General features: G+C 66.1%; 10 protein-coding genes and 2 pseudogenes. 5 read left to right on the top strand and 7 right to left on the bottom strand.

Annotated features, from left to right (window positions below; translation table 11 throughout):
- Positions 1-35: 35 nt before the first annotated feature.
- The gene (locus WDJ57_RS00060; RefSeq protein ID WP_338902875.1) at positions 36-1,412 is read right to left on the bottom strand and encodes an adenylosuccinate synthase; all 1,377 of its coding nucleotides are present in this window, start codon (positions 1,410-1,412) and stop codon (positions 36-38) included.
- Positions 1,413-1,688: 276 nt separating this feature from the next.
- On the opposite strand from WDJ57_RS00060, the pseudogene WDJ57_RS00055 reads away from it, so the two are divergent.
- Positions 1,689-1,991 (top strand): annotated as a pseudogene (locus tag WDJ57_RS00055) (hypothetical protein); the annotation flags it as partial.
- On the opposite strand, the gene WDJ57_RS00050 reads toward WDJ57_RS00055, so the two are convergent.
- On the bottom strand, positions 1,917-4,211 hold the full coding sequence (locus WDJ57_RS00050; protein WP_338902874.1) for a DUF7527 domain-containing protein: 2,295 nt from the start codon (positions 4,209-4,211) through the stop codon (positions 1,917-1,919). The pseudogene WDJ57_RS00055 and the gene WDJ57_RS00050 overlap by 75 nt on opposite strands.
- Before the next feature lie 334 nt (positions 4,212-4,545).
- On the opposite strand from WDJ57_RS00050, the gene WDJ57_RS00045 reads away from it, so the two are divergent.
- The 4 genes from WDJ57_RS00045 (at position 4,546) to WDJ57_RS00030 (ending at position 7,668) form a co-directional block, all read left to right on the top strand.
- Complete coding sequence (locus WDJ57_RS00045; RefSeq protein ID WP_338902811.1) at positions 4,546-4,974, top strand: DUF7541 family protein; 429 nt, start codon at positions 4,546-4,548, stop codon at positions 4,972-4,974.
- A gap of 40 nt (positions 4,975-5,014) precedes the next feature.
- A complete protein-coding gene (locus WDJ57_RS00040; RefSeq protein ID WP_338902809.1) occupies positions 5,015-5,263 on the top strand; it encodes a DUF6684 family protein in 249 nt (82 codons plus the stop codon).
- 153 nt (positions 5,264-5,416) lie between these two features.
- The gene (locus tag WDJ57_RS00035; protein WP_338902807.1) at positions 5,417-7,237 is read left to right on the top strand and encodes a cytochrome c oxidase subunit I; all 1,821 of its coding nucleotides are present in this window, start codon (positions 5,417-5,419) and stop codon (positions 7,235-7,237) included.
- A 167-nt stretch (positions 7,238-7,404) separates the two neighbouring features.
- Positions 7,405-7,668, top strand: a complete 264-nt coding sequence (locus WDJ57_RS00030) for a DUF7520 family protein (RefSeq protein ID WP_338902805.1) — start codon at positions 7,405-7,407, stop codon at positions 7,666-7,668.
- A 33-nt stretch (positions 7,669-7,701) separates the two neighbouring features.
- On the opposite strand, the gene WDJ57_RS00025 is transcribed toward WDJ57_RS00030, so the two are convergent.
- The 5 genes and pseudogenes from WDJ57_RS00025 to WDJ57_RS00005 form a co-directional block, all read right to left on the bottom strand.
- Entirely contained in the window at positions 7,702-9,312 is a 1,611-nt protein-coding gene (locus tag WDJ57_RS00025; RefSeq protein WP_338902804.1) for a long-chain-fatty-acid--CoA ligase, read from the bottom strand.
- A gap of 172 nt (positions 9,313-9,484) precedes the next feature.
- Entirely contained in the window at positions 9,485-10,279 is a 795-nt protein-coding gene (locus WDJ57_RS00020; RefSeq protein ID WP_338902802.1) for a CBS domain-containing protein, read from the bottom strand.
- A gap of 40 nt (positions 10,280-10,319) precedes the next feature.
- Positions 10,320-11,831: a DHH family phosphoesterase gene (locus WDJ57_RS00015; RefSeq protein ID WP_338902801.1), complete on the bottom strand. Its 1,512-nt coding sequence runs from the start codon at positions 11,829-11,831 to the stop codon at positions 10,320-10,322.
- Between the two features lie 66 nt (positions 11,832-11,897).
- A complete protein-coding gene (gene lrpA1 / locus WDJ57_RS00010; RefSeq protein WP_338902800.1) occupies positions 11,898-12,326 on the bottom strand; it encodes an HTH-type transcriptional regulator LrpA1 in 429 nt (142 codons plus the stop codon).
- A 121-nt stretch (positions 12,327-12,447) separates the two neighbouring features.
- Positions 12,448-13,249, bottom strand: a pseudogene (locus WDJ57_RS00005) (thiamine pyrophosphate-dependent enzyme); the annotation flags it as partial.
- Position 13,250: the final 1 nt, after the last annotated feature.

Genomic DNA, 13,250 nt, shown 5'->3' with positions numbered 1-13,250 from the left:
TGCTGTCTGGCGCGGGACGGGCCGGCCGGGTCGCGTTAGAAGGGGCGCTGGCGGACGATGGCCTCGTCGCGGTTCGGGCCGACGCCGATGGCGTAGGCGGGCGTGTCGAGTTCGTCCTCGATGTACTCGACGTATGCCTGTGCGTTCTCGGGGAGTGCCTCGTAGCCCTCCTCGGCGATGGCGGCCCAGTCGCCGTCGTCCCAGCCGTCGAAGGTGCGGAAGGTGGCCTCGCAGGCCTGCCACTGCTCCGTCGTCGATGGAATCGTGTGCATCTCCTCGCCGTCGAGCGTGTATGTGTGGCCGACCTTCACCTCGTCGAGGCCGGCGAGGACGTCGAGGTGGTTGATGGCGAGGCCGGTAAAGCCGGAGACGCGCGTGGCGTGGCGCAGCATCGGCATGTCGAGCCAGCCGACGCGGCGCGGGCGACCGGTGACGGTGCCGTACTCGCCGCCCTCCTCGCGGATGTAGGTGGCCAGTTCCTCGTCGTCGCCCTCGCCCTGCTCCTCGTAGCCCGGCGTGTCGCCGACGACGCCGCCGAGTTCGGTCGGCAGCGGGCCGCTCCCGACGCGGGTCAGGTACCCCTTCACGATACCGATTATCTCGCCGCCGCCGACGAGGCCGGGGCTGAGTCCGGTGCCGACCGCCGCGCCGCCGGCCGTCGGGTTCGAGGAGGTGACGTAGGGGTAGTTCCCATGGTCGATGTCGATGAGCGTCCCCTGTGCGCCTTCGAGCATGACGTTCTGGCCCTCCTCACTGGCGGCCGTGAGGAACTCGCCGGCGACGACGGTCATGTCGTCGTCCTCGAAGCGGCGGCCAAACTCGCGGAACTCCTCGAAGAGCGCGTCCACGTCGAACGCATCGGGGTCGTCTAGGTCGGCCACGTCGAGGCCGTAGACGTCCTCGACGAGCGCACGCTTCTGGGGGACAACGTATTCGAGGCGGTCGCGGAGCACGTCCGAGTCGAGCAGGTCGCCGACGCGGACGCCGCGGCGGCCGGCCTTGTCCTCGTAGGTCGGGCCGATGCCGCGGCCCGTCGTGCCGACCTCGTCGTCGGTCTCGCTTTTGACCTCTTCCTCGATGCCGTCGAGGACGCGGTGGTACGGGAGGATGACGTGCGCACGCTCGGCGACCCGCACGTCGGGGTCGAGGCCGCGGTCGCGCAGCGTGTCGAGTTCGTCGAACAGCGTTCGCGGGTTGACGACGCACCCGTTGCCGAGTACGCCGACCTTGCCGCGGATGGCGCCGCTCGGGACGAGCGAGAGCTTGTACTCCTCGCCCTGGTGGACGACGGTGTGGCCGGCGTTGTCGCCGCCCTGGTAGCGCGCGACGACGTCCGCCGCGTCGCCGAACAGGTCGACGATGCCGCCCTTCCCTTCGTCTCCGAGCTGTGCGCCCACGATTGTAACGGTCATCACGGCGACGTTCCGCCCGTCCCGGTAAACAGATTACGGTCCAGCCCCGCCGCTGTATGTGAACAGTTGTATTTAAGTATCCGCTCTGAGAAGCCCCAATCTGTTAGCAGTCACCATGGTAGGAACTCTGCGACGGATGTGGCGTCATTCCTCGGCAACTGGGACCAAACCCCACCATTCATTACCGTCGAGACCCAACCCTGGGACTGTGTCGCACACGAAACGGCTGCCACGAAAGCAACTTTTAAATCCGGCCAATACAAGTTAACAATTGCCATGATAGACAGACTTGAGAAGGAAGTCGACATGCTGGAACGCCATCTGCAGGTGCTGCGGATGGTCATCGAGAACGAACCGATCGGCATCGTGAAGATGTCTAACGAGACGGGATACCCGCATCACAAGGTGCGCTACTCGCTCCGCGTCCTCGAAGAGGAGTCCCTCATCGAGCCGTCCAGTCAGGGTGCAATCACGACGGAGGAGACAGAGGAGTTCGTCGAGGACCTAGACGGAAAAATCGACCACATCATCGAGAAGCTCGAGGGCATGAAAATCGAGGGTGTGGCGGAAATCGAAGGCAGAGTTCCGGCACTTCAGGTGGAAGTTCTCGTTTCTCGCCTCGACGAGACAGAGGTGGTACCCGCGCTTGCGGGAGAGGTTCACGAAACTCTTGCGCTTGTCACGACTGAGCAGCCCCCCGCGCGTCGCGTCGGCCACCGTCTCCAGGGCCTCCGGTTCGAAGAAGCTCTGGGTGACGAGGAACGCGGCGGCGAAGGCGTCGCTGGTCCGGCCGACCCGCTCGGCGGCCGTGATGAGTGATTCCATCATCGCCTCGCTCGCCCCCTGTCTGGAGTCGTTGATGTTCGCCACCAGCAGTGGGTCGCCCATCCGCGCGCGGAAGACCAGGTCGAACGTCTCCTGGCGCTCGTTCTCCTCCGCGTCCGTCGTGGTGACGACCCCGTTGAGTTCGATGCGGTTTATCTCCGGGAGCGCGTCGTAGAGGTCCTGCAGCGTCTCCGTGTGGCCCGTGCTCTGTATCTCGAACAGCAGGTCCTCCACGACCCACTTCACGAAACTGTACTCGACGGTCTCTTCGAGGAACTGGTCGTAGGCCTGGCCCCCGACCGACGCCGCCGCGGCGTCGAACTGGGTGTGTTTCTCCAGGCGGAGGTTGTCGGTGACGTCCTCCCGGCGCTGTCCCGAATCGTGGGCCTTCTGGAGCGTGCTCTCGCCCTTCGAGCGGTAGCGCACGAACAGGTCCGTCCCCTGCAGTGCCTCCTGGGGCGTGATGCGGCGCTCGGCGTCGGTCTTCGCTCCGAGTTCCTCCTCCAGCCGCCGGAGTTCGCTCTCCAGACGCTCGACCTCCCGCTCCAGTTCGTCGCGCTCCTCCTGGACCGTCGCCAGGTTCGCGCGCGCCTCGTCTCGCGCGTCCGTCGCCGCCTGCAGGTCGCTCTCCAGGCGCTCGATTTCCGCGCGGCGCTCGGCCAGCTCCGACCGGAGGGTCTCCACCTCCTCGCTGTCCTCCTGCGTCGGCTCCGCGCTCGACTCCGCTGTGGACTGCTCGGCCGTCTCCCCGTCGGACCCGGGCGAGTCCGTCGACGGGGCGTCCCCGGGCGTCGACTGGTGCTGGCGCGACTGACGCTGCGGCTGCTGTGGCTCCTCACGCGTGGCGGTATCATCGGCCCGCCCGCTGTCACGCGACTGTTCGGGCGCGCGGTCGCGCGACTCCTCGCGGCCGCGCCCGGGCGCGTCGCCGCGCTGGCCGGCTTCGCTCCCGGCCTGGGACCCGCGGACCGTCTCGCTTCGCTCCGGGTCCAGCGACGGAATCGCCTTCATCTCCAGGTCGTCCGGCGACCCCGGAGCGGGACGTGCGTCTGTCGGTGCCCCAACCTGGTCCGCTGCCTGCCCGGACTCCCTCCCGGGGGACCGTCCAGCCGTCGACGGCTGGGGACTCGGCTCCCCGCCCGGCGTCGGCTGCTGACCCGTCGACGCTTGCCGATTCGAGGTGTCGGGGTCGGTCCCGACCGGTCCCGTTTCCGAACTGCTCCGGGGCTCCGGAGTCGTCCCCTGTCTCGACGGCTCGCCCGGTGGCTCCGTCGCTACGTCTGTGTCCCTGCTCTCCGGCGGCGACGATGGCTCCCCGGTCGCCGGTTCCGGCTTCCGGTCGTCCCTGTCCACTCCCTCGCCGGACGCCGGCACCTCGTCGCCGTTCGGGTCACTCTGCGCATTCGCGGGGTCCGCGGGCTCGGACGGCTCCGGACTCCGGTCACTCACGGGCCCCTCGGACGACTCCGACGTGGGGGGCGCGTCCGCATCGGCCGCTGGCGCGTCATCTGGACTGTCGGTCGCAGCCGGTTCGTCCCCGTCGTCAGTCTCGGGCGGTTCGTCGGCGGCGACCGGTTCCGTCTCGACGGTGGTCTCCGCGTCGGCGGCACTCTCCTCGCCGTCATCTGGTTCAGCCTCGGCAATCGCGCCCCCGGACGGGTCCGCTGCCGGTTCCTCGACCTCCGGAATCTCGATGGCGTCGATGCTGACCGGCTTCACCTCGTAGATGCCGACCTCGTCGTCGGCCTGTTCGAAGGCCTCGTCACCCTCGATGAGCCGCTTCGAGTTGCCCACGAAGGCGACGCTCATCGAGCGTCCGCGGTGGTAGACCAGGTAGTAGTCGCCGCTGAGAACGTTCTCCGAAAGTTCGACGAAGCCGGTGAAACCGCCGTCTTCGAGCGTCCGGTCGACTTCGGACACCGGCGTCTCCTCGGTGTAGTACTGTGCCCTGACCTCCTCGCTTCGCTCCTGCATGATGGCCAGCAGGGGAGTGCCGGCGTCGGGGCAGTGTAGACCGACCCCGAGGCGTCTTCGAAGGACTCGATGGTGCCCCGGCGGATACCGATGACGACCCCTTTCGTCACGAAAAGCTCCGCACCGCCGGCGCGGACCACGCCGGAGAACTCCCGATCTGCGAGGTCGTGCAACCCACTGTAACCGCCACTGAACGACTGCTCGTCCCAGTCGTCGACTCGCTCGACCACGCGTGTGCTCATTAACTTGGAACATGCCGATGCGTGACTAATACTTTGTGGGGCTCCGCGGCCGGAGCGATGGACACTTGCTTCTCGATTCCCTATGTGCGTCCATGAGTGACGAGGTGGGCGACGACGTCGGCGAGGTGAGTCCCGGCCTCAGCGAGCAGTACCGGAAGGCGAGCCCGTGGCCGATGCTGGTCGCGTTCGGCTTCGTCATCTCGGAGATCGGCGTCGTCCTCGGCATCTTCCCGATAACTGTCGGCGGGCTCCTGCTGTTCGGGGGCACGGTCGCCGGCATCCTGAAGGAGTCGGCGTACGTCTCCCGGACCTGGCTCTCCCTCGGTGTCATCGCCGCGATACTCGCCGTCCTGGGGGGACTCGCCGTCGGGCTGAACATCGAACCCTCCGCACTCTCGGTGGAAGCGTTGCTTGACCCCGCCCGGCCGTTCGTCTACCGGGGCACGTCGATTCTCGCCGCCTCGGTAGTCATGCTGGGCGTCGCCGCGACGCTGTGGCTGCTGGGCGAGGACCTGGCCTGAAACCAACACGCTATTTACGCGGTCGGCCGAAAGGGCATCCATGTCAGAGAAAGTGTTCGACCGTGAAACACTGCTCGACCTCACGGTCAACGTCATCCCGTTCATCATCCTGGCGTTCTTTTTCGTGGCGTTCATCGTGTTCACACCCTTTGGATTCGACAGCGTCATCTCCAGCATCCAGCTCGCCATCATCGCCCTCTCCGGCATCGGCCTGATGGTCCTGACCTACTACTCGGGCCGGGCCGTCTCGAAGGCAGAGAAGGCCGAGGAAGCGGCCGCCGAAGAGTAGTCGACGGTCACCGCCGACGGTTTCACGGAAGGTTCTCGACACATCCCTTCTCAGGGGCTGACACCCCGGCGAGCGGCGGTCTCGAAGCCGCCGCGGCCTTCCGGTACGGGCGGAACCTAAGCTTTGATAACCCTGTAGTCCTGAAGGGAATCCATGGCAGGAGAACAGCTTCTACTGACGGCGCTTATGGGGATTCTGCTGATAGGCGTCGTCGTCCTACTGACACGCATCGAGGACTGGCGGTCGTACACGCCACTCGCCGGCGGTGGCGTCTACGGCGGCGAGACCGGAGTCGCACACGAGGAGAAGCCGTCGGGACTGATTCGGTGGTTCACGACTGTCGACCACAAGGACATCGGCATGCTCTACGGGCTGTACGCCATCATCGCCTTCGTCGTCGGCGGCCTGATGGCGGTCGGCATCCGCCTCCAGCTCATCACGCCCGAAGGGGCCGTCTTCGGCAACAACTTCTACAACGCGATTCTGACGAGTCACGGCATCACGATGCTGTTTCTCTTCGGAACGCCCATCATCGCCGCCTTCGCGAACTACTTCGTCCCGCTGCTCATCGGCGCGGACGACATGGCCTTCCCCCGCATCAACGCCATCGCCTTCTGGCTGCTGCCACCCGGTGCACTACTCATCTGGGGCGGCTTCTTCCTCGAACCGGTGACGGCCGGCGCGATAGAGGCGGCACAGACCTCCTGGACGATGTACACGCCGCTTTCGGTCGAGCAGGTCAACCCCGGCGTCGACCTGATGCTGCTCGGGTTACACCTGACAGGCGTCTCAGCGACGATGGGTGCGATCAACTTCATCGCGACCATCTTCACCGAGCGCGGTGACGACGTCTCCTGGGCCAATCTGGACATCTTCTCGTGGACCATCCTCACCCAGTCCGGCCTCATCCTATTCGCGTTCCCGCTGCTGGGCAGCGCGCTCGTCATGCTGCTGATGGACCGGAACCTCGGCACGCTGTTCTTCGCGGTGGAGGGCGGCGGCCCGATACTGTGGCAACACCTGTTCTGGTTCTTCGGCCACCCCGAGGTGTACATCCTCGTGTTACCCCCGATGGGTATCGTGAGTCTCGTGCTCCCCAAGTTCGCCGGCCGGAAGCTGTTCGGCTTCAAGTTCGTCGTCTACTCGACGCTCGCCATCGGCGTCCTCTCCTTCGGCGTCTGGGCCCACCACATGTTCTCGACCGGGATGGACCCGCGCCTCCAGGCGAGTTTCATGGCGGTCTCGCTGGCAATCGCAGTGCCCAGTGCCGTCAAGACGTTCAACTGGATTACGACGATGTGGAACGGGCGCCTGCGGCTGACGACGCCGATGCTGTTCTGTATCGGCTTCGTCTCGAACTTCATCATCGGCGGCATCACCGGCGTCTTCCTCGCCACCGTCCCCGTCGACCTCATCCTCCACGACACCTACTACGTGGTCGGTCACTTCCACTACATCGTCATGGGGGCTATCGGCTTCGCCGCCTTCGCCGGCCTGTACTACTGGTTCCCCATCTTCACCGGGAAGATGTACCAGAAGAAACTCGGGAAGGCACACTTCTGGCTGTCGATGGTCGGCACCAACGTGACCTTCTTCGCCATGCTGGCGCTGGGCTACCTGGGCATGCCGCGGCGGTACGCGACCTACCAGTTCGACGCCGCCATCGCGTCGCTGGACCTCGTGACGCTGATGCACCAGGCGGCCTCCGTGGGCGCGATCATCCTGCTCATCGGGCAGATCATCTTCGTCTGGAACTTCGTGCAGTCCTGGCTCGAAGGCCCCGAGGTCAACGAGAGCGACCCGTGGGACCTCGCGGAGACCGGCCAGAAGACCAAGGAGTTCGACTGGTACGGCGACAAGATTTCGACGGCCCTCACCGACGGCGGCGAAGAGGACGAAGTCGCCACCGACGGCGGCGAACCGGTCGCGGAGGACGCGGCCGCTGCGGCGGACGAGGACGCACAGGATAACTGACGGACAGTCCGTATTTTACGCGGCGTTCACGACGAGCACGATACCCGTCAGAAACATCATCAGGGCGATGCCGCCCAGCACGAGCATGAGCAGGTCTTTCTCGGCCATACCCAAGCAACGGCCGGGACGTGTAAAGCCTATTCGTCTCCGGGTCTAATTGGAGTCCGATGCACGCCACAGAGAAGTGGGAGGGCCCGCAGTTCGTCGTCGTGCTCTACAGTCTGCTGGTCCTGTTGACCGGCGTCTTCGGCTACGTCATCGGGCTCATCCGCCCGGCCGACATCGACCCGAAGCTGTTCATGCTCGTCGAGATGCCGCCGACGCCGTTCGGGATGGCCCTCTACGGGATGGTGACGGTCGGGACGATTCTCGGTGTCCTGCTGCTGGCGGTCCGGTACGTCGCCAGCGAGTACGACACCGCAGGAGAGTAGCACCGATTCCGGTCGAGTTGTCGAGTCGCTCCGTTATCCCTGGCCGACCATCCGGTCCTCGTCGTCCCACTCCTGCTCGCGGAGTTCGTACTTCTGGACCTTGCCGGTGGCCGTCGTCGGGAGTTCCGCGACGAACTCGAACCGGCGGACGATCTTGTAGCGGGCGAGCCGTTCCGAGGTGAACTCCTGGAGTTCCTCCTCGGTCACACCGGGGTTCTCGGGGTCGCCGGTCTCCGGCACGACGAAGGCCTTCGGTGTCTCGCCCCACTCGTCACTGGGCGAGGGAATGATGGCGACGTCGGAGACGTCGGGGTGGTCGAAGAGCGTGTCCTCCAGTTCGAGGCTGGAGATGTTCTCCCCGCCGGAGATGATGATGTCCTTCTTGCGGTCCTGGATGGCTACCATCCCGTTCTCGTCGACGGTGGCGAGGTCGCCCATGTGGTAGTAGCCCTCGACGCGGTCGTTGAACGCCGCCTCGGTCTCCTCGGGCTTGTTCCAGTAGCGGTCCATCACCTGGTTGCCGCGGACGACGATTTCGCCGATTGTCTGGTCGTCCCGCGGGACGTCGTTGCCGTCCTCGTCGACCACGCGGACGTCGGTGCCGTGGACGCCCATCCCCTGCCGTTTCTTGATGTCGAAGCGGGTCTCCTCGTTGATGCGGCGCTTGGCGTCGGAGATGGTGATGAGCGGGCCGGTTTCGGTCGCGCCGTAGAGGTGCTTGAGGTACCAGCCGAAGTCGTCCTCGACGTCGCGGATGGTGGCCTCGGGCGGGGCGCTGCCCGCCGTCGTCACGCGCACGTCGTTGTCGCCGGTCATCGGCGGTTCGTCGTTCTCGTTGTAGTAGTCGATGAGCTGGTTCAGGACCGTCGGGGCCGCACAGAGGAAGGAGACGTCTTCGCTGGTGATGGTGTCGACGATTTCGCCGGCGTCGATGCCACGCGTACAGATGTGCTTCGCGCCGGCCCCCGTGACGGCGTAGATGTGTCCCCAGCCGTTGACGTGGAACATCGGGAGCGTCCAGAGGTACACGTCGTCGTCGGTAATCTCGTGGTACATCGTCACGAGGTAGGCGTGCAGCGTCTCGGTGCGGTGGGTGCGACAGACGCCCTTCGGGTCGCCCGTCGTGCCGGAGGTGTAGTTGATGGTGATTATCTCGTCCTCGGCCATCTCGGGGCGCTCGTAGTCGGTCCCAGCCTCGGCCAGCAGATCGTCGAAGGACTCCCAGTCGCCATCGACGGCGTCGGCGTCGTTCGTGATGAACGTCTCCGTGGGCACCTCGTCGCGGATTGCCTCCACCTTCTCCGCGAAGTCGTAGTCGGCGACGATGACGTCCACGCCGGCGTCGCTGAGGATGTACTCGTAGTCCTCGGGGATGAGCCGGTAGTTCAGCGGCGTGTGGACGGCACCGATCTGCATCGCGCCGTAGGCGGCTTCGAGGTGGTAGTGCGTGTTGGGGTCCAGCACCGCCACGCGGTCGCCCTTGCCGATGCCCTTCTCCTGCAGGGCGGCAGAGAAGCGGTCCGCGCGCTCGGCCAGTTCGTCGTAGGAGTACCGTTCACCGGTCGTCGCGACCACTGCCTCCTGGTCGCCGTAGTACTTCCGTGCCCGGTCCAGAAACTCTGTTACTACGAGGGGTTTCTGCATAATAGATTCTCATACACGCGGGACAAAAACGCTCGGGTTTTCTCAGTCTCCGGGCCGCGTCCCCACGCCGTGGGACATTCTCATGGGACAGGGCGTTGACACTCGCCGGGAGACGAGCGACCTCATCGCCGGGAGACGAGCGGTGGTCGTGGCGGGGTGGCCCAGTCCCGGGTCACCCTTCCTGCAGTCGCTTCGTCGTCTCGACGAGCGGGTGGTGGGCGTAGTCGACCGCCTCGATGTCGGCTATCGTTTCGAGGTTCTCCTTCTCCGCGGTCTTCGCCATCCCGAGGTCGACCGGTTCGTCGATGACGATGACGTAGGCGTCCATCTCCTCGATATCGAGTTTGCTGGCGGCCTTCACGCGGTGGTGGCCGTCGGCCAGCAGGAAGGCCTCCTCGCTGTCGATGACGACCAGCGGCTCTGCAAGGCCGCGTTCGAGTTCGTACCGCCGGCCCTCCAGTTCGTCGGCGTAGACCTTCCCCTGTGTCGGCGTCAGTTCCGCCAGTTTGACGTCGCGGCGTTCCTCGCGGGCCTCGACGCCGTGGATGTTCTCCAGCGTCCGCATCAGCTTGTCGACCTTGCTGGGGGTCGCGCGCTCTATCTGGCTGCGGATGACATCGGCGTTGGAGATGATGCCGACGAGATTGCCGGCGTCGTCGACAACCGGCAGGCGTCTGATGCCCGACCGGAGGATGACGCGCGCGGCGTCTGTCAGCGCCATCTCCGGGTGCGCGACCAGCAGGTCCGTCGTCATCACCTTGAATATCGGTTCGCTGTCCTCTCTCAGCAGGAGGTCGCGCGCGCTGATGAACCCCTCCACGTGGCGGCCGTCACAGACCGGAAAACCGCTGTGTTCGTCGCTCTCGGCGATGCGCTGACTCACTTCCGCCACTGTGTCGTCCGGCGACACGGTCGCGACGTCGCGGGTCATGTAGTCCTGAACGGTCGGCTTCCCCTCGTCTGCCATCGTCCCTAGCGAACGGGCGACGGCGACAAAAGCCTCCCGGCTACGGTTCGTCGGCCGCTGCGGCCTCGTCCGGCTCGCGACCCGGCAGCTCCTCCTCGGCGACGAGGTACTCGTCGGCGCTCTCGTCCGGCACGTACACCGGCGCGACAGTCTGGCCCGTCTGGGCGTCCAGGGCTTCGAGGAACCGGTCCGCGATGACCGCCTCCACGATCTCCCTGAGCGATTCGTCGCGGTCCTCGACCGACTCCAGGACGCCCATGGTTATCTGGGCCCCCGCCATGTCGGCGTGGCCGCCCGCGCTCCCGATGCGGCCAAAGGCGTCGCGCAGCACCTCGCCCAGGTCCACGTCCATCCCCTGGGCGCGCCCCGAGACGTATATCGTCCCCTCCTGGATGCCGTACACGAGCGTCGCCGAGACGCCCTCCATCATGAGCAGGCGGTCGGCGGCCTGGGCCAGCGAGTCCCGGTCGCGCATACGGCCGACGCAACTCAGCAGTACCGGCCCCTCCTGGCGACGGTTCCGGATTGCGCTCCCGATGGTGTCGAACGTCTCGGCGCTGATGCTCGGCGACTCGATGCGCTCCAGCAGTCCGAGGTCCGCTGCCGGCAACAGCCGCGCCGCCGCCTCGAAGTCGGCTGCGGACACCTCGCGGGTGAACTCCCGCGTGTCGACCCGGATGCCGAACAGCAGCCCCGTCGCCACGTCCTCGGACATCTGTATCCCGAGTCGCTCCAGGTAGTCCACGAGCAGCGTGCTCGTCGCGCCCACCCCGCTCCGGAGGTCGACGAACCGCGCCTCGACGGGCGCACGCGGCGGATGGTGGTCGATGACGACGTCGATGGGCAGGTCTTCCGGCAGCCCGTCGTTGACGCCCGGCCGTGAGTGGTCGACCAGCGCGAACCCGTCGTAGGCCTCCAGAAGCGAGTCCGGCTCCAGGTTCCGGAGGTCGAACTCGAGCAGGTTCACGAACGCCCGGTTCTCCTGGTGGGTGATGTCGCCGTAGTAGCAGAGGTCGACGGTGCAGTCGGTCTGCTCGGCGATACGGCCGAGTGCGACGGCGCTGGCGATGGCGTCCGGGTCGGGGTTGTCGTGGGTGACGATGGCCAGGCGGTCGATGCTGCGGAGGACGCGGGCGAGCTGGCGGACCTTGAGTCCGCTGTCGCTGACCCGCGAGAGCAGGTGGTCGGTGAGCGTCGCCGCGGGGTCGACGATAGTGTCCGCGACTGTTTCGAGCGTCGCTTTCTGCGGCGTCGCGTCGAACCCGGTGTAGGCGAGGAGGTGCGCGTCGGGGAACGCCTCGCGGGCGGCGCGGGCGGCGGCGACGTTCACCGTCGGGTCCTCGTCGGCGACGATGACGACGTCCACGGGGGCCAGGTCCTGCAGGGTCTCCCTGTCGGTCGGGTCACCGACGTGGACGGTGACGTCCTCGTCGTAGACGTCCGCCCGGTTCTCGTCGGGCGTGACGAGCAGGAGTCGGCCGGGCCGGTCCAGCAGCGACCTGACGAGCCGCGAGCCCAGCGACCCGTTCCCCAGGACCAGCCGGTCAGTCATGTTGGTTCCTCCGTGACGTACCGTCTAAAAAGGTCAGGCTTCGCCGGTCCGGGAGGGGTCCCGCTGTCACTTGAGTCGTTCCTGGAGGAAGGACGGGTGCGCGGCGCTGACGCCGTCCAGCGACGCGATGTGTTCGTTGATGACGTCGCCGAGTGCGTCCCCGTCACTGGCGCGGATTTCGGCCATCAGCATGTGGTCGCCGCTGGAGGTGTACAGCGCCTCGATGGATTCGAGGTCCTTCAGCGCCCGCGTCACCTCGACGTAGCGTTCGCTCTCGACGTCGACCCCCACGATGGCGATGGACTGCCCGGACAGTTTCTTCGGGTCCACGTCCGCAGAGTAACCGACGATGACGCCCTCCTCTTCGAGGCGCTGGATGTACTTTCTGACCGTCGGTTTCGACACTCCTGCGCGTTCTGCGATCTCGGCGTACGACGCCTGGGCGTCGTCCTCCAGGACCGACAGAATCCGCTGCTCCGTGGACTCGGCGCTCATAGGGCTATGTTTTGCTCCGGAGAAAAAATATCTTCCGAACCGAAAAACTCCCGCCGTCGCACCGGAACCGGCCGACGACACCCGTGTAGTGTCGGCTTACCGGCGACGGGGGTCGTTCGGCCTACGTGTGCCGGTCGATGAGTTCGTCCGCGGTCCGTTCCCACTGGGCGTCGTCGTCGAAGTACCGCTCCGCGAGCGGGTCCTCGGGCATCTCGCCGACGCTGCGCTTCTCCGCGCCGTAGGACGGCCGGTCGGCGTCGTGGTAGAAGCGGCCGGTCAGCACCTCGCCCTCCCAGAGTCGCGACTCGGCCTCGTACATCATCTCCGCGGCTTCCATCCGGTCGCCGGTGTCGAAGTCGAACTCGTCGTCGTCCTGGATGTCGGTGTAGGGGACGTACTCCTTGGCGTCCTTGTTCCAGGTGGGACACTGGGTGAGGAAGTCGACGTGTGCGAACCCGTCGTGTTCGATCGCTTCCTGCAGAATCTCCTTCGCCTGCCGCGGATTGACCGCGGCGGTCCGCGCGACGTACGACGACCCCGACGCCAGCGAGCGGTCGCACCGGGTCCTTGGCGCTGCCGTGGGGTTGCGTCTTCGACTTGTGGCCCTTCGGGCTGGTGGGTGAGGTCTGGCCCTTCGTCAGCCCGAAGATCTCGTTGTTGAAGACGATGTAGGTGATGTCGTGGTTCTCGCGGGCGGTGTGCATGAAGTGGTTGCCACCGATGCCGTACCCGTCGCCGTCACCGCCGGCGGCGATGACTTCCAGTCCCGGATTAGCCAACTTCGCTGCCCGCGCGATGGGGAGCGAGCGGCCGTGAATCGAGTGGTAGCCGTAACAGTCGAAGTAGCTGTTGAGCTTGCCCGAACAGCCGATACCCGTCACGAGCAGCGTCTCGTCGGGCGTCCGACCCACTTCGGGCATGGCC

This window comes from Salinibaculum sp. SYNS191 (genome assembly GCF_037338445.1).
Classification (GTDB): Archaea; Halobacteriota; Halobacteria; order Halobacteriales; family Haloarculaceae; genus Salinibaculum; species Salinibaculum marinum.
This window is presented reverse-complemented; position numbering and strand designations above follow the sequence as displayed.